13 protein-coding genes are annotated in these 22,382 nt (G+C 73.8%); 3 read left to right on the plus strand and 10 right to left on the minus strand.

All coding sequences use genetic code 11. The features are described from left to right. Position 1: 1 nt before the first annotated feature. The 3 genes from ABEB17_RS17725 to ABEB17_RS17735 all read right to left on the minus strand — a co-directional run bounded on the left by ABEB17_RS17725 (position 2) and on the right by ABEB17_RS17735 (position 5,074). Positions 2 to 3,109, minus strand: coding sequence for a patatin-like phospholipase domain-containing protein (locus ABEB17_RS17725; RefSeq protein ID WP_345718075.1), 3,108 nt, complete (start codon positions 3,107 to 3,109; stop codon positions 2 to 4). A gap of 193 nt (positions 3,110 to 3,302) precedes the next feature. Then, positions 3,303 to 4,628 (minus strand): MFS transporter, encoded by a 1,326-nt coding sequence (locus ABEB17_RS17730; protein WP_345718076.1) that lies wholly within the window; start codon positions 4,626 to 4,628, stop codon positions 3,303 to 3,305. After that, positions 4,625 to 5,074, minus strand: a complete 450-nt coding sequence (locus ABEB17_RS17735; protein ID WP_345718077.1) for a MarR family winged helix-turn-helix transcriptional regulator — start codon at positions 5,072 to 5,074, stop codon at positions 4,625 to 4,627. The genes ABEB17_RS17730 and ABEB17_RS17735 overlap by 4 nt, the downstream gene beginning before the upstream one ends. A gap of 169 nt (positions 5,075 to 5,243) precedes the next feature. Here ABEB17_RS17735 and ABEB17_RS17740 point away from each other — a divergent pair, with 169 nt between their 5' ends. After that, positions 5,244 to 6,245 carry a DUF222 domain-containing protein gene (locus tag ABEB17_RS17740; RefSeq protein ID WP_345718078.1) on the plus strand — a complete coding sequence of 334 codons (1,002 nt, stop codon included), beginning with the start codon at positions 5,244 to 5,246 and terminating at the stop codon, positions 6,243 to 6,245. A gap of 71 nt (positions 6,246 to 6,316) precedes the next feature. Further along, complete coding sequence (locus tag ABEB17_RS20035) at positions 6,317 to 6,616, plus strand: HNH endonuclease signature motif containing protein (protein ID WP_378227027.1); 300 nt, start codon at positions 6,317 to 6,319, stop codon at positions 6,614 to 6,616. Between the two features lie 6 nt (positions 6,617 to 6,622). On the opposite strand, the gene ABEB17_RS17745 is transcribed toward ABEB17_RS20035, so the two are convergent. Together ABEB17_RS17745 and ABEB17_RS17750 are read right to left on the minus strand one after the other, a co-directional pair. Next, the gene (locus ABEB17_RS17745; protein ID WP_345718079.1) at positions 6,623 to 7,432 is read right to left on the minus strand and encodes a maleylpyruvate isomerase N-terminal domain-containing protein; all 810 of its coding nucleotides are present in this window, start codon (positions 7,430 to 7,432) and stop codon (positions 6,623 to 6,625) included. Next, positions 7,433 to 8,920 carry an NCS2 family permease gene (locus tag ABEB17_RS17750; protein ID WP_345718080.1) on the minus strand — a complete coding sequence of 496 codons (1,488 nt, stop codon included), beginning with the start codon at positions 8,918 to 8,920 and terminating at the stop codon, positions 7,433 to 7,435. A 133-nt stretch (positions 8,921 to 9,053) separates the two neighbouring features. On the opposite strand from ABEB17_RS17750, the gene ABEB17_RS17755 reads away from it, so the two are divergent. Next, on the plus strand, positions 9,054 to 9,314 hold the full coding sequence (locus ABEB17_RS17755; protein ID WP_345718081.1) for a DUF2530 domain-containing protein: 261 nt from the start codon (positions 9,054 to 9,056) through the stop codon (positions 9,312 to 9,314). Here ABEB17_RS17755 and ABEB17_RS17760 read toward each other — a convergent pair. The 5 genes from ABEB17_RS17760 to ABEB17_RS17780 form a co-directional block, all read right to left on the minus strand. Beyond that, positions 9,284 to 12,232, minus strand: a complete 2,949-nt coding sequence (locus tag ABEB17_RS17760) for a flagellar hook assembly protein FlgD (RefSeq protein WP_345718082.1) — start codon at positions 12,230 to 12,232, stop codon at positions 9,284 to 9,286. The two genes, ABEB17_RS17755 and ABEB17_RS17760, sit on opposite strands and share 31 nt — an antisense overlap. Next, complete coding sequence (locus ABEB17_RS17765; RefSeq protein WP_345718083.1) at positions 12,229 to 15,279, minus strand: FlgD immunoglobulin-like domain containing protein; 3,051 nt, start codon at positions 15,277 to 15,279, stop codon at positions 12,229 to 12,231. The genes ABEB17_RS17760 and ABEB17_RS17765 overlap by 4 nt, the downstream gene beginning before the upstream one ends. Before the next feature lie 126 nt (positions 15,280 to 15,405). Next, positions 15,406 to 18,417, minus strand: a complete 3,012-nt coding sequence (locus ABEB17_RS17770; protein ID WP_345718084.1) for a FlgD immunoglobulin-like domain containing protein — start codon at positions 18,415 to 18,417, stop codon at positions 15,406 to 15,408. A gap of 114 nt (positions 18,418 to 18,531) precedes the next feature. After that, positions 18,532 to 21,594 (minus strand): sacsin N-terminal ATP-binding-like domain-containing protein, encoded by a 3,063-nt coding sequence (locus ABEB17_RS17775; RefSeq protein ID WP_345718085.1) that lies wholly within the window; start codon positions 21,592 to 21,594, stop codon positions 18,532 to 18,534. Next, positions 21,591 to 22,382: a DUF3027 domain-containing protein gene (locus ABEB17_RS17780; RefSeq protein WP_345718086.1), complete on the minus strand. Its 792-nt coding sequence runs from the start codon at positions 22,380 to 22,382 to the stop codon at positions 21,591 to 21,593. Before ABEB17_RS17780 ends, ABEB17_RS17775 begins: the two co-directional genes overlap by 4 nt.

Here is a 22,382-nt window from a genome sequence, read left to right on the forward strand (position 1 = left end):
CTCAGACCGGGCGCATGCTGGTGGTCGTCGCGGCCGCCGGGTGGTCCGGGTTGGCCGTGAAGTAGGCCTCGAGCATCTTCGTGGTGTTGGTGTAGCCGAGCAGCCGGTAGGCCTCGAAGTCGTACTCCCCGTAGAACTGGTTGCCGGTCGAGGTGATCGGGAACTCGCGGTTCTCCGCGGCGTACCCGTCGAGCTCGAGGTTCGGCTCGGCCGTCCGGATGTTCTTCACGAACCACACGTCGCTGACCACCGTGTCCGGGTCCTTGACCGTCGAGACGAGCAGGTGCATCCAGCCCTGGCTGGCCGGGCTCGGCAGCTCGACGCTGGTCTGCGAACCGCGCGGGATGACGTGCACGAGCTGGCTCGCGTTGCGACGCAGCATGAGCGCGGCGTCCTCGGGGCTGGGCCGGACGACCAGACCGAGATCCATCCGGGCCGTCACGATGGCGTCGCTGAGCGCGTCCAGGCTGTCCTGGGCGTCCGCCGACGCGTCCAGCACGAACAGCGTGCGGGGCATGTCCCGCAACGCCTCCACGATCGCCGTGTTGTCGTAGTGCCCGCCGTCGGTGACGTACACCTTGGTGTCGTCGATGGTCAGGCTGCCGAACGCCTCCCGGAAGATCCGCAGCGGGCCGGGGCGCACGGCCCGGCGCCAGAGCCAGAACGCTTGTCCCGCAACGCCGTCCGGCTTCGCGGCCAGCTTCGCTGCCGGGTTCACCAGGTACGGGTTGGGCAGCCACACGCCGAGCCTGGCGTTGGCCAGGGCCAGCAGCATCCGGTACGGCCGGACCCGTCCGTTCATCCGCCCCACCCGCGGCGAGAAGGCCGCGGCGCTGGCCGCCATCGCCGCTGCGACGGTGGTGTCCAGGCCCTGCGGGTCGGACATCGCGGAGTACGCGTCGGCGGGCTGCATGCGGCCGCTGGGCAGCCGGGAGTCGCTGATGCCGATCAGCCCACCCGCGACCGGCGCGCCGTCCAGCACGCCGTCCCCGGTCCGGAACTGGAACGGCGCGCAGCCGCGCGCGGCTGGGACGTAGTCCCGGTCCGAGATGTTCACCGTGCAGCACACGCACAGCTCCGGGCCGGACTCGGCGCCGTTCGCCGACACGTGGGTCGGCGTCTGGTACGGCAGCGGTTGTGCCTTGGAACCGGTGCGGCGCACCAGGAACGAGTCGGAGAGCCGCTCACGGTAGAAGGGGTGCAGCGAGCTGAGCATCGCGTCGCTGAACAGCCGGATCGCCAGCACGACGCCGATGGCGGCCAGCTCGACCTTGTGGTCGAGCAGCCGCTCGGGGTAGAGCAGGTTGTCCCGGACCAGCACCAGCAGCACGACGAACGCGGCCCCGATCACGATCAGGCCGGCCGCCCACGGCACCACCAGCCGTCGGAACACGTCGAGCAGGGCGCCGCGACGGGTCGTCGGCGAGCGGCTGGCCCCGGCCTTCAGCAGCCCACGGACCGCCGCCGCCAGGGCGACCACTGCGGTGAGCCAGGACGCCAGGGTGTCTGACAGGGAGCCGCCGCGGCCGCCGGGCCGGTCGTCGCAGAACGTGGGCACCGGCGTCTCGTCCGTCGGGTCGCACCACTGCCCGTGCTCGTTGGTGATCACGGCGCCGCCGGGTGCGAACACCACCGCGTCGTCCGTCCAGGTGCCACCGCAGCCGCTGTACGTGAACGGCACCGAGTCCTCCCGCTGCTTCGGGCTCGCGCGACCCCAGGCCAGCTCCGCCTCCGCGGTGAACTCGTCCTCCACCTTGGTCAGGCACCCGTCCGGCGTGGCGAGCCGGGACGCGGCCATCACCTTGGCCACCAACGGGGTGGGCTTGTTGTTCAGCGTCGCGTTGTTGAGCACCACGACCAACCACGGCAGGACGATGATCAGCGCCCCGACAGCGAGACCGACGCTGACCAGCGTCTGGGTGGCACCGGCCAGGACCAGCCGCCCGCGCCCCAGGTACTTCGCCACGACCTTGGCGCCGACGAACAGCGCGAGCCCGAGGATCAGGACACCCCAGCCGAACAGGAACCAGCCGCCGTGGTGGCCGTTCTCGGTGCTGAAGACCGCCTGCGACCCGTCCCCGAGGCAGGTCGCCGCACCGCCCGGGCCGCGAGCCGGGCAGACCACGGTGATCCGCTGGTGCACCCACCCGACGTACAGGGCCGCGCCGTACAACGAGACGCCGATCAGCGTGAGGTTGACCGCGATGCCGTACAGGATCGACAAGATGCCCGACACCATCGTGGAACCCGTGGGGAGCAGGAACTTCGACCGGCGGCGCAGCCAGTCCTCCTCCGGCGAGCCCGGTTGGAAGAGCGACTCCTGCACGTCCGGGTCCTGGTCGCTGTGCCGCCGGGCCATGTGCAGCGCGGTCGCGATGTAGCCACCACCGCTCACGGCGTACACCCGGTCGGCGTCGGCGTACAGCGAGCTGCCGCCGGTCCCGCTCTGCCGCAACCGTTGCAGGCCACCGAGGCAGAAGGCGGCGGACCGGATCCCCCCGCCCGAGCAGGCGATCGCGGTACCGCTGAACGCCGGCTTGTCGCCCATCGACGCGTCGAACCCCGAGGGCTGCGGCACGGGAGCCTGCGAGTCGTGGTCGGGGTCCGCGCGGCTGGGCTGCACCCGCAGCACGAGCAGGAACGAGCCGATCACGGCCAACGCCTGCAGGAGAAGGGACGTCGTCGCCGTCCCGGGCACGTCGAAGAACACCGCGACGAGCCCCGCGACCAGTCCCAGCCCGCTGATCAGGCACCAGATCGCCATGATCTGCGGCGCATCGGGCTTCGTCTGCACCTGCGGTCCTCGACCGCTGCGCAACCGCCCGTAGGCCACCACGAGCAGCCAGGCGACCAACGCCTCGAGCACCAGCACGAAGGGACGGTCGACGTCCTCGAGCGGGTCGTGCCCGACGGCCGGGGCGAGCAGGGCCGCGGCCACCACGGCCTTGAGCACCGGACGGCGGAAGGCCAGGAACCGCACGCGGGTCACGAGGGCGTGCTCGGCCGGCCCACCCGGCAGGGCCGGTGGCGGGGCCTGCGCGTCGAGCAGTGCGGCGTGCTCGCCGGCCGCCTTCAGGCGCGCCGAGAGCCGTCCCTGGTCCGGGCTCATGTCACCCCCCGCCGGCGGTGTGGTTCCCCTCGCCAGTTATCCCACCGAGGTGATCATCTGTCTACGGCGGCGCGGATCCGGGGGTCGCTGCCGCGGTCAGCGCACCAGGGCGCCGACGACCGCGACCAGCACCAGGGCAGCCAGCGCGATGCTGACGACGAGGCGCCTGGTCCGGGGGGTCACGCTGGCAACTCTAGGCGGCGGAACGGGTGTCGGCCGCCTGGTCGGCGGCCATCCTGGCCCGGGCGAGCTCGCGCTCCGGGCCGGCGGGCTGCACCAGCAGGTGCGGCGTGCGGTCCAGCCGGTAGGTCACTCGCAGGTCCCGCTTGCGCACCACGTACGCCAGCGCCACCAACGCGGTCACGATGGACACGAGGCCGCCGAACCCGATGGTCCAGCGCGGGCCGAGCGCGCTGCCGATCCAGCCGATGATCGGCGCGCCGATCGGCGTTCCGCCCATGAAGATCGCCATGTAGAGCGCCATCACCCGGCCGCGCATGTGCGGGGCAACGGACAGCTGGACGGTCGCGTTGGCGCTCGTCATCAAGGTCAGCGAGGACAGGCCGACCGGGATCAACGACAGCGCGAACAGCCCGTACGTCGGCATCAACGAGGAGATGGAGGCGAACACCCCGAAGGCCAGGGTGGCGCCGATGACCAGCCGCAGCCGCGGGCGCTCGCGCCGGGCGGCGAGCAGCGCGCCGGCCAGCGAGCCGATGGCCATGATCGACCCGAGCAGCCCGTACTCGCCCGACCCCTTGCCGAAGGCGCCGGTGGCCATGATCGCGGTGGTCATCTGGAAGTTCAGGCCGAAGGTGCCGACCAGGCACACGATGCTCATGATGAGCACCAGGTCGGGGCGGCGCTTCACGTAGCGCAGGCCCTCGCGCAGCTGGCCCTTGCCGCGCGGCGCGCGGTCAGCCGGGGTGAGCTCGCTGACCCGCATGCGCAGCAGCGACCCGATGACCGCGAGGAACGTGACCGCGTTGATCAGGAACACCGGGCCGGTGCCGACCCAGGCGATCAGCAGGCCGGCGACGCCGGGGCCGATGATCCGGGCGGCGTGGAAGGACGCACTGTTCAGCCCCACCGCGTTGGACAGGTCCTCGCGCGGCACCATCTCGCTGACGAACGCCTGCCGGGCCGGTGAGTCGATGGCGGCGGCGATGCCGAGCGCGAAGGCGAGGGCGTAGGCGTGCCAGAGCTGGATGCTTCCGGTGACGACGAGCACGCCCGCGACGAGGCCGACGAGGCCCATGGCCGCCTGGGTGCCGATCAGCAGCCGGCGCTTGGGCAGCCGGTCGGCGAGCAGCCCGGCGAACGGGGCCAGCAGCAGCATCGGCGCGAACTGCAGACCGGTGGTGATGCCGACGGCGACCGCGGAGTGGTCGGTGAGGACCGTGAGGACGAGCCAGTCCTGGGCGACGCGCTGCATCCAGGTGCCGACGTTCGACACGATGGCGCCGGTGGCCCAGACGCGGTAGTTGAAGGTCCGCAGGGCGCGGAAGGTGGGGCTCATGATGCGGCCAGCCGGGTCAGGATCGCCGCGGCCTGGGCCAGCACCTCGCGCTCGGCCGGGGTGGCCTCGGCCAGCCGCTTGGCCAGCCAGGCGTCCCGGCGCTTGCGCGTCTCGCGGACGACGGTGGCCCCCTGCTCGGTCAGGCTCACCAGGACCTGGCGCCCATCGGAGGGGTGGTCGGTCCGGCCGACCAGCCCGAGCTGCTCGAGCGCCGCGACGGTGCGGGTCATGGACGGCGGCTGGACCTTCTCGCGCGCGGCCAGCTCGCGTGGGGTCATCGGGCCCTGGACATCGAGGAAGGCCAGCACGGAGTACTGGCCGGGCGTGACGTCGTCCACGCTGCGCTCCTGGCGCAGTCGGCGGGAGGTGCGCATGACGGCCATGCGCAGCTCGACCGCGAGGGACGCGATCGGGGTGCGGGTCGGGGTCGTGGGTGCTGGTGACATCAACAGTTAGCCTATCTCATTACCTTTGCTAAGGATCCAGGGGTGTCAACGTCGAACGCGCCGCGCGGTATTCCACAGGGGTTGTCCACGGGAGACTCTCTTGTCCCCACTGTCCACAGATCCGTTGCGGGGCAGTGGTTCTGTCGGTCAGGTCGCCTAGATTCGAGGCATGACCGCAGACCTGGACGACCCGCCCGACGCCGCGCTCGCGGCGTTGGCCGGGGTGTTGTCCGGGCTCGACGACGTGGGTGCGATACCCGACTGGCAGGTCTCGGACGACGCCCTGGCCCAGGCCGTCGCCGGCCTGGAACGGGTCATGCGGCTCGCCTCGGCCCAGCAACTGCGCCTGGCCGCCGAGGCCGGTGCGCGGGGGCTACCTGGCCGGCGCGGGCACGCCCGCCTGGAGCACTGGATCCGGGAGCAGGTCCCCACCACCAGCCCGCGAGTGGCCTCGGCGCAGGCCCGGCGCGCGGAGCGGCTGTTCACCAGCGCGGTCGCGGCCGACCTGGCGCCGACCCGGGAGGCGCTGCTGGCCGGGCAGGTCAGCGGTGACCAGGCCGACGTGGTGGCCCGCACCATCCAGGTGCTGGTGCCGCCGGTCGTGCCGGCCGGGGTGGTCCCCGACGTCGCCGTGGTCGAGGGGCAGGAGTTCCTGCTCGAGCAGGCCCGGGTCTTCGAACCGGGCCAGCTGAACCGCCTCGCCACCCACCTGCGGCACCGCCTGGACCCCGACGCCGACGACCGCCTCGCCCGCGACGAGCACGCCCAGCACCGGGCCCGCACCCTCACCCTCGCGCCCACCCTGTCCGGGATGGTGCACCTCCAAGGACTCCTCACCCCCGCCTGCGGCGCCGCGCTGCGCACCGCCATCGACGCCTGGTCCGCACCCCAACCCGCCGCAGACGGCACGCCCGATCCACGCAGCGCGGCCCAACGCCGCCATGACGGCCTGCAGCAGCTCGCCGAACGCGCCATCGGCTCCGACCAGCTCCCCAGCACCCACGGTTCCCCCTACCGGATCGTGGTCACCGTCCCCCACCAGACCCTCACTGCCGCGGCGCAGCACGAGCCGGTGGCCGGGCTGGCGCCCGCGACCCTGCCCGACGGCACCCCGATCTCCTCCACCGCGCTGGCCACCTCAGCTGCGACGCCGACCTGCTCCCGATCCTGATCGACCACCTCGGCAACCCCCTCGACGTTGGCGAGACCCAACGCCTGTTCCCACCCAAGCAACGCGCCGCCATCGCCCACCGCGACCAGCACTGCACCTACCCCGGCTGCCAGGCCCCACCCCCCTGGTGCGACGCCCACCACCTCATCCCGTTCTCCGAAGGGGGCCCTACCAGCGTTCACAACGGGGCGCTCCTCTGCGGACGCCACCACCGCCACGTCCACGCCACCGGCCAGACCGGACACCTCCTCGACGGCCAGATCCACTGGGGCACCAGCCCACCCGACGCACCGCCGGCAGCGAGCGTCACCCGCGCCACCCGACTCCTCGACGACCTCACCCGCCGATGGCGCGCGCCCCGACCGCCGTGACCCGCGCTACTGCGCGGCGATCTTCAGGCGTGCCCGCAGCCGGGTCAGCACGGCCTCGTTCCCGGACTCCTCGGTCACTCCCGTGAGCTCGGCCGGCCGGCCCCACAGGTGCAGGTCCAGCGCGAAGGCGTCCCCGGACAGGCGCGCGTCGGCCGACGACCCGGACTCGACCAGCGTCACGGTCTGCGCGCCATCCGGCAGGTCAACGAGCCAGCCGCCACCGTCACCGTCACCGTCACCGTCACCGCCGAAGTCGACCAGCACACTCCCGGCAGTGCCGTCGTCCGCGCCGTCCGACGTGAGGACGTCGGGGTCACCGGCCATCCACGTCAGGATCTCGTTGATCCCGTCGACCGCCAGCCCCTCGGCGGCCGGTGCGAGGGGTCGGCCCAGCACGGACTCGGCGTCCACCCGGTGCACCAGCGCCTCGTGCGCCATCCGGCGCGCCCAGGCGCCGGTGGTCGCCTCGCCGACGCCCTCCATCCACGTCCAGCAGGCGGAGTCCGGGCCGAGCTCGGCCAGCAGTGCGGCGAGCTCGGCGCGGACGCTGTCGTGCCAGTCCAGCGCGGTCGCCTGATCCATCGCGTCCGCCAGGGTCCACTCCCCCGGGTGCAGCGACCGTCCCAGGCGCAGCACCGCGACCTTGTGCGAGTAGACGTCGCACACGTGCCGGAGCAGGTCCAGCGCCGTCCAGCCGGGGCAGGTCGGCACCGGCGCGTCCGGTGCCGCCTCGCCGAGGAGCAGCGCCATGCGGTCACCGTCGGCGCGGTACGACGCAAGGTACTGCTGGTGGCTCAGCCAGCCCGGGAAGCCCACCTACGACACCCCCAGCGCCTGCTTGATCGGGTCGATGGCGAAGTAGACCACGAAGAGTCCGCTGACCACGTAGAGCAGCGGGTGCACCGACTTGGCCTTGCCGCGCACCAGCTTCAGCAGCACGTAGGTGACGAAACCCGCTCCGATGCCCGCCGTGATCGAGTAGGTGAACGGCATCAGCACGATCGTCAGGAAGGCCGGGACGGCGATCTCCAGGTCGTCCCAGCTGATGTCCTTGACCTGGGTCATCATCAGGAAGCCGACGATCACCAGTGCGGGGGTCGCGGCCTCGTAGGGCACGATCTCGACGAGCGGCGCGAAGAACGTGGCGAGCAGGAACAGCACGCCCGTGACCACGGATGCCAGACCGGTCCGCGCGCCCTCGCCGACACCGGACGCGGACTCGATGTACGAGGTGTTGCTCGACACGCTGGCCGCACCACCCGCGGCGGCAGCCAGCGAGTCGACCACCAGGATCCGCTCGACGTACGGCGGGTTGGAGTCCTCGTCCAGCAGGTCGCCCTCCTTGCCGATGGCCACGACGGTGCCCATCGTGTCGAAGAAGTCCGCGAGCATCAGGGTGAAGATCAGCAGGATCGCGCTGACCGCGCCGATGGCCGAGAACGACCCCAGCAGGTTGAAGTCACCGAGCAGCGAGAAGTCGGGCTTGGCGATCCAGGTGTCCGGCAGCTTCGGCACGTTCAGGCCCCAGCCGGTGGGGTTCACCACCTTGCCGGTCGCGTCGGTCTGGCTGCCCACGTTGGCGATGGCCTCGATGATGATCGCCAGCACCGTCGCACCCACGATGCCGTAGAGGATCGCGCCCTTCACCTTGTTGACCATCATCACGACGATGGCCAGCAGGCCGACGATGAACACGACGGCCGGCCAGCCGGCCAGGAAGCCGCCGACGCCGAGCTCGACGGGCGTCGGACCGGCCGGCTTGCGCACGATGCCCGAGTCCACCAGGCCGATGATCGTGATGAAGAGACCGATGCCGACGCTGATGGCCGTCTTCAGCTGCGCGGGTACGGCCCGGAACACGGCTTGGCGGAACCCGGTCAGCACCAGCAGCAGGATGATCAGGCCCTCGATGACGACCAGGCCCATCGCATCGGCCCAGGTCATCTTGGGCAGCTGCGCGATGCCGAAGGTCACGAAGGCGTTCAGCCCCAGGCCCGTGGCCAGGGCGAGCGGGTAGTTCGCCACGACGCCCATCAGGATCGTCATGACGCCGGCGACCAGCGCGGTGGCCGCCGCGACCAGGCGCACGTCCGGCACGGTGCCGCCGCCCACGAAGTGGCCGGTGGAGTCGGGCTGGGTGCCGATGATCAGCGGGTTCAGCACCACGATGTACGCCATCGTGAAGAAGGTGACGAGCCCTCCACGGAGCTCTCGCCCGAGGGTCGAGCGTCGCTTGGTGATCTCGAAGAAGCGGGTGAGCGCGTTCTCACGAACGGGGGTCTCGGTGCTCTTGGGCGCTGACATGGAGGGCCTCTCGGGACGGCCGGGCGGGGATCCGATCAGGGCCGGCGACGCTGCCGGGCGACGCACATGCTGCCAGAAGGACGTCGGCCGCGGCAGGGGGGTCTGCGACCGGCCCAGGGCCTACCCTGGAGGGGTGCCAACCGACTCCGAGCCGCTCGCTCCCATCGCCGTGGACACCGTCCGCATCGTGCTGATCGGCACGGCCTGCTGGGTGGTCGCGCTCGTCCTCACCCTGGTCGTCCCCGCCCTGCACAGCGGGGACCGCGACTGGTGGCCGTGGGCCTGCGTGTCCGGTCTGGTCCTGGGGCTGGTGGGTCTGGCCTACCTGCTGCGCGGTCGGGGCAACGCGGCCGGCGCCCGCGGTCAGGGCTCCGAGACGGTTCCGTCGAAGTAGAAGAACGGACGACCGCGGGTCGCGAGGTTCTGCACCCCGATCGTGTGGAACCCGCTGCGCACGGTCTTGCGGAAGATCAGCACCCGGCGCTGCACGGTCGGGGCGTACGTGTCCACCACGTACCCGCGACCGCCGTCGACGAAGATGCGCACCTTGCCGCACGTGGGACAGCGGGTGGCCAGCACCCGCACCAGCCGGGAGTCGAGGTCCTCGAACGTGATCACGTACGCGGTCGCGTTGTTGGCCCGGTGCTGCGAGCTCATGAACGCCCCGGCCACGTGCTGCGCCGACCACGACCCGGAGTAGGTGTTGGCCGGGTAGCCGTACCGCCGGCTGGCGTCGTCCAGCGGGATGTTCACCGTGCGGATCGCCGACCACGGTCCGACCGCGCCACCGTCGGCGACCGCCCGGACCCGGAACTGCCAGTGCCGCGTGGTCGGCTCGTAGGTGCGCGGGTCGAACGTCCGGCCGCTGGCGGCGGTCTGCGCCCACGTGGTCCACGAGTTCCAGTACTGCTCGAGCGGTGCCGCGTACAGGGACCGGGTCTGCACCTCGTAGGTGATCCGGGACCAGGCGGGCTGTGCGGTCGTCGTCCGCCAGCTGACCGGGACCAGGCCGGACGACGACGCCGTGGTCGACACCTCGGGTGCCGTGAGGGCGGCGACCGGGCGAGACCGTCGCAGGGCGACCGATCCGGTCAACGGGCCCTTGAGGCTGGTGACGTCGGTGCCGCGGGCCGTCTGCGCGCTCACCCGCCAGGTGTACAGGCCGTCCGGGGCGGGCCCGCCGCCGTCCAGCAGCCCGTCCCACGTCACCTCGATCCGCCCGGCGGTCCCCGCATCGGCGAAGTGGCGTACCACCTGGGAGCCGGACAGCAGGTCGACCGTGACCGGTCCGAGCGTGGGCACCGACGTGGTCACGTGCAGGGTCCAGCGGTCCTGGTTGCCGTCGCCGTTGGGCGAGAACCCGGTCGGCGCACTCAGGTCGACCGGGACGACCCGAGACGCTCGGCCCAGCGGCAGCGGCGCGACGCGGACCCGGAGGTCCGCGCCCACCCACGCCAGCCGGCCGTCGCGCAGCTCGACCGCGCGGACATCCGGGTTACGCCTCGCGACCGCCACGTCGACCGGCACCGGGTCGGCCGCCCGCAGGTCCATCACCCGCAGCACGCCGACCCCGGAACCGGAACCGGCGCCGTCGGGCGACGGGTCGACCCAGGCGACCACGCCGTCCTCGACGGCGAGCGCCGGCGGCTTCGCCGACCCGGACGCCGGCAGGGCCGGCGCGGTGCGGACCAAGGCCCCGGTCAGCGTGCGGATCTGCAGGGGTCCGGTGGTGGGCTGCACCAGGAGCTGGTCGCCCCACAGGCCCAGCTGCGCCGGGCAGCCGGCGGTGCAGGCCGGCGGGACCACCCGGACCGGCGGCCAGTGCAGCGGGTCGCTCCGCAGCACCTCGCCCCTCGTCGTCCCCCAGACCGCCTCGTTGCCCCACACGACGGCCGTGACGGCGCCCTCGAGGTCAGGGCCGATCGGCCCCTCGTCCCAGCCCACCCAGCTGTTCCCGAGCACCACCGCGTCGCCGGCGCCCTCAGGGTGGACGTCGTCGCCGTAGCCCAACCAGCCCCGAGGGCTCGACCCCGAGGTCAGGTCCACCACCGCGGACGCTCCCCCAGCCTGCACGACCACGTGCGAGTCGACCGCGGCCAGCCGAACCGGGAAGGACGACGGCTTGGGCAGCACCCGCGCGGGACCGATCGTCCCGTCCGCGCCCACCGGCTGCGACGAGATCTCGCTCGAGCGCGTCCCGGCCGTGACCTCCACCGCGAGGTTCAGGCCGTCGAAGGCGAAGGCCCCGACCGGGCGGACCGGCGGCCGCAGGTCCCCGATCCGGGTGGGCACCCCGGTGGCGGACACCCGGTAGATCCCGGTCCGCTCCACCGGCCACCGTGCCGCCATGACGACGTCAGTGCCGTCCGGGACGACGGAAGCGGCGTTGAGCCCGACGTCGACCACGCCGGTCAGGTCGGCGCGCGCGACCCGGGCGAAGGTCGGGTCGCTGTCGGGTGTCGTCGACCCCGGTCGGGTGCCGACCCAGGCGGTGACTCCCGGCGTGATCGCGAGCTGGCGGACGTCGGGCGCCTCGACCGACACGGGTGACCCGCCGACCTTCGCGACCCGGTGGACCAGCGCTGGCTCCGCCGGAAAGGTGCCGCTCGCGACGTGCGCCGGCGTGTACCAGGCCACGTCGTCGCCGGCGACCGCCGCGAGCTGGGGCTGGACCTGGTCGCTCGCCACGACGACGGGGGTCGTGCCGTCGAACGGCACCCAGGCGACGAGGCCCTGCAGGGTCAGGGCGACCCCGTCGGCATCGGCTGCACCCAAGCTGCTCAGCGTGGAGGGCAAGATGCAGCCGCACACCAGCGGCACCGTCGACCCGTCGCCCAGGTGCCGGCGCAGCTGGCCGGTCGGGCGGTCGAGCTCGACCCAGCCGTCCGGGGTCGCGGCTACGACGCTCACTCCGGAGGGCAGCGCGGCCACCGTCCGGGTCTCGAGGTCGAGCGAGTACCAGGCCGATCCGCGTCCCCTGGCCAGGACGTGGCTCGCGGAGACCGAGCTGGTCAACGTCGTGGTGTCGCCCTTCACGATGGTGCGCACGTCGGGCCCGACACCGTCGTGCCACCAGAGCGACCAGGTGCCGCTGTCGTCCGGCTGCCACAGCAGCTGCTGGCCGCCGTGGCTCGCGACCACGGTCGAGCCCAGGCCCCGGGCCAGCTGGGCGGGGAGGACGACGGTGCCAGGCGGGTCGTCGGGTGGCGCCGCCGGCGCCGCGACGGAGGGCACCGCGATGAGCAGCGTGGCGAGCACCGCGCTGACCACGGCACCGATGACGGTCAGCGCTGACGCCGGTCCCCGTCTCATCGGACCTGGAAGGCGATGGCGTCGAGGTAGAGGTAGGGCCGACCCCGGGTTGCCAGGTTCTGGACCTCGACCAGGTGGACGGCGAGCGAGCGGGTGCTCTGGTACACCGAGACCCGGCGCCGCACGCTGCGCGAGTAGGTGTCCACGGTCAGCCAGGGGCCCCGGTCGACGCGGATCCGCACCTTGCCGCACTGCGGGCAGGTCGTCACCAGCACCCGGACCCGGTTCGACTTCTGCCAGGGCTTGGACCAGGCCACCCCGTCGGGCCGCCCCGACCGGTGCTGGGTCCCCATGAACGCGCCGCTGACGTGCTGGGCCACCCAGGCTCCCGCCTGCCCGTCGTACTGGACCTGGTAGCGCGTGGAGTCGTCGAAGGGGATCGTCATGGTCGACCAGGGTGACCAGGCTCCGGCGACCTCCCCCGCGACCACCGCCCGTGCCCGGAACCGCCACACCCGCGCCCCGACCCCGTTGCAGCGGTTCGGGTTGAAGGTGAGGTGGGTGCTGGTGGTCACCAGCAGCTCGCAGCCCAGGTCCCAGCGCACGGCCGGCGACGCGTCGCCCCACGGCTGGACGTCGACCTCGTAGCGGGCCGGCGGCGACCAGCTCGGCTGCGGCGTGGTCGGCCGCCAGCTGATCGGCACCAACGCGGACGACGACACCGTCGTGCTGACCTCGGGCACGGACAGCACGACGGCGGGCGCGGTCCGGCGGAGCACCACCGTGCCCGTGGCGGCGGGCGTGGTCGTGCCCCCGTTGCTCCGGCCGGTCAGCTGCCACCGGTAGGCACCCTCGGCGGCCGGCTGCCCGGCGTCCGTGGTGCCGTCCCAGTCCAGGTCGATGCGCGCGTCGGCGGCAGAGGTGGTGACGGTGCGGACCGCGGTGCCGTCGCCCGCCCGGATGGTCAGCGTCACCGCGTCGAGGGGCTGGGTGCCGGTGGCGTGCACCGACCAGGTGTCGAAGGCGCCGTCGCCGTTGGGTGACAGGACCGTCCCGGCCGTGAGCCCGAGCAGCCCGACGGCCGGCGCGCGGGTGATCGGGGAGGCCGCGAGCCGCAGTCCGCGGTCCTGGGCGGACACCCAGGCGAGGCGTCCGCCGCGCAGCTGCACGGCGCGGACGCCGGGATCCCGGCGGGCCCGGGCGACGTCGGTCGGCTGCGGGTCGGCGACGGTCAGGTCCATGACGCGCAGTACGCCGTTGCGGCCCGCGGTCTGCTCGACCCAGGCGAGCACGCCGTCCTCGAGCGTCAGCGCGGGCGGGTTGGCCGTGTCGGCCGCCGGGATCGCGGGCAGGGTCCGGACCAGGCCGCTGTCGGACGTGCGCCGGACCTGCAACGAGCCGACCAGCGGCTGGACCACCAGGACGTCCCCCCAGATCCCGACCAGGGCGGGGCAGTCGGCCGCGCAGGCGGCCGAGAGCACCTCCTGCGCGGCGGCACCACCGGTCTGCCGCCACACCTGGCCGCGGCTGGTCGACCACACCACGGTGCGGTCGAACACCGCCCAGGTCACGGCGCCGGGCAGCGTCGTGCCGCCACTCGGGTGGTCGGGCGTGGTGAGCCTGCCCTGGACGACCGCGGTGTCGGCGGACACCTCGGCCAGCGCCGGACCGGAACCGTTGACCCAGCTCTGCGAACCGCTCGGGTGGGTGAGGTCGACGTCGTCGGTGGCCGACGTGGATGCCAGGACCGCACGGCCGGCGTCCACTGCGACAGCGAACGACTCCGTGGGGTACTGACCCTGGACCTGCACCGGCTGGCCGAGGGTCCCGGCGCTGCTGACCGTGCGCGACGTCGTCTCGCTCCGGAAGGTCTGCCGCTCATTGGGTACGCGGTCGTCCACCAGGTGCCTGCCGTCGAACGCAAACCCCCGCACCGGTTGCGCCGGTGAGGTCGTGGCCGCTAGCACGGTGGGCTCCCCGACGGCCGAGACCCGGTACAGGCCGGCGTCGGCGATGGGCAGCTCGTCGACCATCACCACGTGGTCGCCCTCGGCCGCCATCGAGGTCGCGTTCATCCCGCTGAGCTTCGTGGCACCGGACAGGTCGGCGCCGGCCCGGTAGGCGACCCGGTTGCTGCCGTCGCCGGGGATCACCACGACGGAGGTGCGTCCGATCCAGTAGGTGGCATCGGGGGTGATCGCCGTCTGGTCGATCTGCTCGAAGGTGTTGGGCAGCGCGAGCGTGCGGTCGTCGCCGCCGGTGCGCCGCACCCGGTGGATCGTCGGCAGCAGCGCGGGTGCGGTGTCGGTGGCCGCCACGGCCGCGGTCTGCCAGGCGGCGTCCGCGCCGGCCAGGCTGAAGCCGAAGGGCACCCCGCGGGTCGTGGCCAGCAGCGTCGTGGGGCCGCCGTCGAAGGGGATGTACCGCACCCCGGTCTGGGCCGGGTCGGACGCGAAGGCCACCAGCACCATCCCGTCGCTGTCGGCTGCCGCCACGGCGGCCCGGCCGAACGGGTTGCCGCTCGTCTGCGCATTGGTCAGCGTGAAGTCCAGGGTCAGCGTGCTGGTCGCACCACCCTCGACCACGCGCTGCAGCACCGGCGTCGGGCTGCGGACCAGCTTGACCCAGCCGTCCGGCGTCGCGGTCACCAGGTCGGAGATCGCGACCTGCGTGACCGTCCGGGTGTCGAGGTGGATGGAGTACGTCCGCACCGTCGTGGTGCCCACCAGCCGGGCCAGCACGTGCGGGCCGGACACCGAGATCGCGTTGCCCTGCACCAGGCAGGTCCCGGGGCCCAGCGCGAGCTCGCTGGGCACCGGAGCCGCATCGTCCGTCTGCCACCACAACCGGCACTCGCCGTCCAGATCGGGCTGGAGCAGTGCCCGGGTTCCGGCGTACGCGCCGAGCACGGACCGGCCCGCCGGGGAGAGCTGCGCCACCCGCGGCACCCGGACCGTCCCGGCCGGGTCGGTGACCGTCGGGTCGGGGGCGGCGTAGCCGGGTGAGCCGTCCGCCGGCAGGGCGGCGGCGGGTCGAGCCGCGAGGGGCACGATGGCGCCGACGACGACCGCGGCCAGGGCGGCGAAGGTGACCACGGGACGGCGCAACGTTGCTCCTGGACGTCGAACTCGCTGGCCCCGCGGGAACGTGGCCGCGCGCACTCTAGCCACCCGGCGGCCCCCGTGGGAACAAGTCGGACGGAGCGTGCCCCGTCCGGCCCGCTGACGCAGCGGCTACAACGTCTCGAAGGCCACCCCGTCCAGGTACAGGTAGGGCCGTCCGCGGGTGCCGAGGTTCTGCACGGTGACCCGGTGCTGAGCCCGCTTCAGGGTCGCGCGGTAGACCAGGTGGCGACGAACGACGGTGCGGGAGTAGGTGTCCACGGTCAGCCACCGACCCTGGTCGACCCGGATGCGCACCTTGCCGCAGCTCGGGCAGGTGGTGACCAGCACCCGGACCCGGCTCGACGCGGTGTCGTCGAAGACGTCCACCACGGCCCCGGCCGTGGCGGTCCGGTGCTGGGTGCCCATGAAGGTGCCGGCGACGCGTTGCCGGGCCCAGGTGCCGGTCACGTAGTGCGCAGCGGACGACGCGTCGTCCACCGGGATCGTGGTCGAGGCCGAGGACCACGCCCCGGTCGCACCGCCCGGCGCGACGGCCCGGACGCGGAACTGCCACTGCCGCGAGCCCGTCTGGAACCGTCGCAGGTCGAACGTGCCACCGGTCGCGCTCGTCCCGGTGAGCCACGGCCAGTAGGTGGTCTCCCAGCCGGACCGCGGGGAGCCGCCGCGCAACGTCCTGGCCTGGACCTCGTAGGTGACCTCGGACCACGCGGGCTGGGCGGTCGTCGTCCGCCAGGACACCGGGAACAGTCCGGTGCTCGACACCGAGGAGCTGATCTGCGGGGCCGCCACGACCACGGCCGGCGCCGTGCGCCGCAGCGCCATCGAACCGGTGACCGGGGCCAGCGGCCCACCTGAGGTGCTCGTCCCGCTCAGCCGCCAGGTGTACGGGCCGTCCGGCGCGGCGACGTCCCCGTCGGTCCGCCCGTCCCAGGTGACGTCGAGCCGGCCCAGCGGAGCTCCGGTGGGCAACCGGCGGACAAGTCCGCCGTTGGCGTCCAGCACCTCCACGAAGGCCGTGCCGGCCAGTGGCGCCGTGAGGATCGCAGTCAGCTGCCAGGTGTCCTGGTGATGGTCGCCGTTCGGCGAGAAGGCCGCCGCGGCCGAGGACTCGACCTTCACGACGTGCACCGGCCGGGTGATCGGGGACGGGGCGAGCCGCAGCCCGCGGTCGTCGGCGGACACCCAGGCGAGCCGGCCCTGCCGGAGCTCGACGGCGCGCACCCCGGCGCCGCGCCAGGCGCGGGCCACGTCGACCGGGGTCGGCGTCGCGGCCAGCAGGTCCATCACCCGCAGCACGCCAGGCCCGCCGGACGTCGGCTCGACCCACGCCAGGACACCGTCCTCGAGCGTCAGGGCCGTCGGGTGAGGGCTGTCCGCCGCCGGGATGGCGGGCAAGGTCTTGACCAGGCTGCCGTCGAGGCGGCGCAACTGCAGCGGGCCGACCAGTGGTTGCACGACGACCTCGTCCCCCCACACCCCCACCTCGGCCGGGCAGTCCAGCGCGCAGCCGGCGGCGAGCAGCCGGGTGGCGGCCGCCGTGCCGGTGCGTCGCCACACCTCACCGCGCGACGTCGACCAGACGACCGTCGGCCCGAACACCGCCCAGGTCACCGCCCCCGGCAGGGCGTACCGCTCCGCCAGGCTGGCGGCGTCCAGCACGTGCCCGGCGACCACCGCGGTGGATCCGGACAGCTCGGCGAGGCGCGCCGACCCGGTGAGGGTGGTCGAGTCGTCGACGACCGGGAACGCGCCGAAGTCGCTCACCAGTGTCGTGGACCCGTCGGTCAGGACCCGTCCGGCGGAGGCCGCGATCGTCAGCGGCGTCGTCCCGCCGCCGGTGCTGACGGTGGCCGCGACGGACGACGGCACGCCGGTGCTGCTCACGGCCCGGGTCACCGTGCTGGTGCTTGACCCGGTGGCGTCCAGGCGCTGCTCGACCAGCCGGGTGCCGTCGTAGGCGAAGGCCCTGATCGGCATGACCGGGGCGGTGGTGCGGGTCAGCAGGGTCGCGGCGTCCGCGGCGTCGACCGCGTAGAGGCCGGCATCAGCCGCGGGCAGCTCGTCGGTCATCAGCACGTCGTCACCCTCGGCCAGCACCGAGGTGGCATTCATGCCGGTGATGCGGTGCGGGTTCGCCAGGGCCGCGTCGGCCGAGTACGCCAGGCGCGAGCTGTGGTCGCCGGTACCGCCCCAGGTCACGAACTGCGCGGGGCCGGTCCACGCGGTGCTCGTGCCGGTGATCGCCGTGCCGTCCACGACGAGCACGCTGTCCGTGATGTCGAGCACGTGCTCGGTGCCGCCGGCCTTGGCCACCCGGTGCACCCGCTTCGGGAAGGGCGGTGGCGTCGTCCCGTTCCAGGCCTCGCTCGCCCACGTCACGTCGGTCGCGGACAACGAGAAGGCGTGCGCGGAGTACTGCTGCTCGGCCAGTCTCGTGGACGGCGAACCGTCGAAGGGGAACCAGCGGATACCGCGCTCGGCGCTCGTTCCCCCCCAGCTACCGCTCAGCACGACGCCGTCGCCGTCCGCCGCCGCGTGGTTGGCCGCCCTCGCCGAGTTGGGCGGCGCGGTCGAGACCGACGTGAGCGGGACGTCCAGCGGAACCGTGGTCGTGGTCCCGTCGGCCCGGACTCGCTCGAGGACCCGGGCGCTGGCGGTGCCGTTCCACTGCACCCAGCCGTCCGGCGTGGCCGCCACGAGGCTGACCAGGCTGGGCAGCGTGACCTTCTGCACGGTCTTGCTCGCTGCGAAGGCGGAGTACCAGGCGCCGGCCACCTTGAACATCGCGTGCCCACCGGACGCGGACACCCCTTCGGTCGCCACGGCCGAGGTGGTCCCGAAGCTGGTGTCGCTGCGTTCTGGCGCCTGGGTGCCGGTCTGCCACCAGAACCACCAGGTCCCGTTCACGTCCGGCTGCAGGAGCACTCGGTGCGTCCCGTCGGTGGCCAACACCCGGCGGGTGACCGGGGAGTTCAGCTCGGCCCGCGGCAGCAGGACGGTGCCGGGTGGGTCGGAGACGCCCGGGTCGGGTGCGGCGACGGCGGCCGGGACGGCCACGCTGACACCCAGCAGGGCCAGACCGACGGCCGCGGCCGCAGCCCGGGTGAACGTCCAGCGCATGTTTCCTCCACACGCCTTGCGGCGCGCATCTCGAGCGTCGGGGCCCCCGCGCCACCGAGACGATAACGGCTGCTCGTCCTGATCGAGGGCGAACGGGGTCGCCGGACCTGCGCGCTAGCTGTCTTCCGCGAGCCGCCAGCCCAGCGAGCCCGGGTCGGCGAGCACCTCCGCGAGCAGGTAGCGGGCCGACCACGCCCCGGCGGCCCACGCCAACGCCCGCGCCAACCCGTCCGACGTCGCCGCGTGCGCGGCGCCGTCGACGTCCACCCACCAGTCCACGGCGTGCCCGTCGACGGTCAGCGCGTCGTGCTCGACCCACGTCCTCGGGGCCGTCGGGAGGAGCGCGCGGACGACGTCCGAGACGTCGGCCCGCGACCCGGCGCTGGTCACCGCACCGTCCGCCCGCTCACCGGCCAGGTCGAGGTCGAGCAGGTCGGCCAGCGCCGGCGCTCGGTCGAAGGGCGCCACCACGAGGCCGCCGAGGTCGCCGCGCTGCAACCACCGCGGGTCGTCGGGGACCACTGCGGCCGACGCGTCCGACATCCGGATCCGGTCGCCGTCCAGCACCCGAAGCCGTTGCGGCACGGGCAGATCGACGCCGTCAAAGGTGGCGAGCAGGCGCCACAGCCGTAGACAGGCCACGACGTCCAGGTCACGTTCGGGGTCGCTCAATGCGGCCAGCAACCGGCCGGCGACCGCCGCGCCCGGCTGCTGCCCGCCGGTCGGCTCGAGGACGCCCAGGGCGACTCGCACCTGCGGGTCGACGTCCCGACACCAGTCCGGCGCCTGACCCAGGACCCCGCCCAGGTCGTCGGCCCCCGGCGGCACGGTGCCGGCCAGGCCCAGCTCACGCTGCAGCCACCAGGCCGTGTACGACGGCGCGCTACTCACCCGCTCAGCCGCCACTCGCTCACCCGCGCGCACCCGCACCGGCTCCAGCAGCGCCCGTCGCAGCTCCGGCTCGGACGCCAGGTGCCGCACCAGCTCCGGCCAGCGATCGGGGCGGACGACGTCCAGGTCGCGCACCGCCGCCACCGGCCCGACGACATCGCCCCCGACGACCTCGCCCGAGCGCAGCAGCTCGTCGGCCCAGTCGTCGAAGCCGTCGAGGTCGGCGAGTGCCTCGGGCGGGTCGCGCAGGTCCGGGTCCTGCACCACGACCGCAGCCAGGCCGTCCAGGACCCCCACCGCCGCCAGCGCGGCCCGCGGCCAGCGGGAGACCGCGTCCTGGCGCAGCACACCGATCTCGTCGCCGTCCAGCAGGTCGGCGGCGACCGAGCCGGGCATGGCCAGCAGGCCGGCTGGGGTCGGCTCGCCGTCCTCGTCGGGCAGCGGCAGGTCGCGCAGCCACTCGAGGTCGCCCTGCTCAGCGGTCAGGAGCCCTTGGGCGCCAACGGCGGCCGCGACCAGGGCCAGCACCGCGTCGACGACCTGGTCCGGCTCGGCGGCCTCGTCGTCCGCGACCTGCTCGACGGCGGTTCGCACCGCGGGGTCGTCCAGAACCTCCCGGGCGGACGCCGGACGCGCACCCAGCCGCTCCAGCAGCGGGTGCGCCGCCTCGGGGTGCACGACCCGCAGACCGAACGGCGCCAACGCTTCCAGCGCCGTGGCGGGCAGCTGGCCAGGGCCGCCGAGCAGCAGTCCGCGAGCCCCGCGCACCACCCGTCCGTCGGCCAGCGGCACCGGCAGCGCGGCCAGGGCCTCGCGCGCGTTGGCGTCCACGGCAAGCGGTGACAGGGCCTCGTAGAGGGCGAGCCAGGACGCCGGGTCGCCTTGTGCGGGAAGGGTTTCCACCACATCGGCGAGGGGCGTCACGGCCACGTCGAGGGCCCGCAGCACCGCCCGCGCCGAGGCTGGTGCGCGGACCAGTCCGGCCACTCGCGGCGCCAGCGCCTCGAGCGCGGCCGGATCGGCGTCGACGTCGAGCGCGACAGCGTCCCGGGGACGCAGCGCCCGACCGTCCTGGACGCCGCGCAGGATCGGCGCGCCGACCAGGACGCGCAGCACCTGCTCACGCAGGGCACCGTCCAGCGCGCCGGCGGGCAGTCCGACGGGGACCAGCGCCAGGACGTCCTGCTCGACGTCCTGCTCGACGTCCGCCCCACCGCCGGCCAGCTCGGTGAGCAGCTCGGCGTACGCCGTGGCGCACTCGCTGACCAGTCGGTCGGCCAGGGGCCCGGCCGCGACGTGCCGACGGGTCGGGTCCAGGGGCAGGGTGGCGAGCAGGAGGGCCGGCAGCGAGATCGGCTCGTCCGTGGGCGTCGGGGCGTGCAGCGTGCGGGGTACCGGCTGCGACGGGTCGCGGGGCACGGCCCACAGCACCTGCCATCCCCGCTGTCGCCGTTCCTCGGTGGGACGGTCGGCCAGGAGGTCGGCGCGCTCGGCCGGCGACCAGTCACCGGCCCTTCGGTGCACCCGCCAGCGGTCACCGGCCCTGGTCAGCACCCGACGGCTCCCGCCGACGTCCAGCACCACCTCCGTGAGCGCCGGCAGCGCGAGCAGCAGGGCGTCGTCCACGGCGTCCAGCTGGGCGCGGACCACGTCCGCGGCGGCCTCGTCGCGCAGCGGCAGGACGACCGCCGTGTCGAAGCCGACCGGTGGCTCTCCCGCGGCGGCGAACGGCAGCCGCAGCACCGGCACGTGGCCGTCGCGGCGCTGGACCTCGGCGCCGAGCGCGGGGGCGCCGACGGCGGCGGCCGCGACCAGGTCCGCGGTGTCGTCGCGGGAGAACCGCACCCCGCCGGTCCGGGACAGCACGGCCGGCTCGTCGCTGACCGCCAGGACCGCGGCGAAGCCCACGCCGAACCGGCCGACGCTGCCGGGCGCCGCGTCAGCACTGTCAGCACTGCCCTCGTCCGTCAGGCGTTTCGCGGAGGCCCGCAGGGTCGCGAGGGACTGCACGCCGTCCGCGTCCAGCGGTGCCCCGGTGTTGGCCGCGACGAGCACCGGGGTCTCCCCGGGCCGCTCGGCCAGCGTGAGTGACAGCCGGCCCGGCACGCCCGCCCGGCTGGCGGCGTCGGCCGCGTTCTGGGCCAGCTCCACGACGAGCCGGTCGCGGTAGCCCCCGAGGGCCAGGTCCTCCTCGGCGTTCGCGTCCTCGCGCAGCCGGACGGGGGCCGCGGACCAGCCGGCCAGCACCCGCTGCCGGATGCCGGCCGTGCCGAACGGGTCGGTCACTCGAGCTCGACGGACTCGTACCCCAGCTCGTCCAGCACGGGGGGCTCGACGACCTCGGGGCGGTGCTCGACGTCCACCTCGCTGTGCGCGCCGCAGCCGTGGTCGAGGCTGACCACGGACCCGTCCGAGGGCGACCACTCGTTGGCGCACACCCCGAAGACCTGGCGCAGCGCGCCAGCCATCGGCACGAAGTAGCCGCAGGTCGTGCACTTCGCCGGGGCCTGCTCGGCGTGCGGGTCCCGCGGACCGTGCGTGCCGTCGTACCAGCGCTGGGCGGCGTCCTCGCGGCCGAGCAGCGACAGCACGCGCGGCCGGCCCAGGCCGAGCTCGTACAGCGCGAGCTCGTCGGACTCCTCGTCGCCCGTCGCCGCGTAGCCCTCCTCCAGGAAGGGGTCGTCGACCCGCTTGGGCAGCACGTCGCCCGGCGATACGTCGCCGGGCGCCAACCGGTCGGCCCAGGGCAGCCACTGCGGCGACAGCAGTGCACCGTCGCCGGGCAGCAGGTTCACCTCGCTGACCGTGACGGTCTTCGAGCGCGACACCCGCGACAGGGTGACCACCCAGCGCCACCCTCGGTAGCCCGCGGAGGTGCAGGCGAAGGAGTGGCTGACCAGCCGCTCCCCCTCAGCCGTCAGGCCCAGGTGCTCACCGACCGAACCGCCCTCCGCGACGTCCCGGGCCGCCGCCAGCGCGACGTCCACGGCGTCGGCCAGCACGGCGTCGACGGGCGCCGTGCGGGCGCGCGGGGTCTGGACGGTCTCGACGCTGGTGGGGGCAGGGCTCGACAT

Origin of the sequence: Angustibacter luteus (assembly GCF_039541115.1) — a bacterium.
GTDB lineage: Bacteria > Actinomycetota > Actinomycetes > Actinomycetales > Angustibacteraceae > Angustibacter > Angustibacter luteus.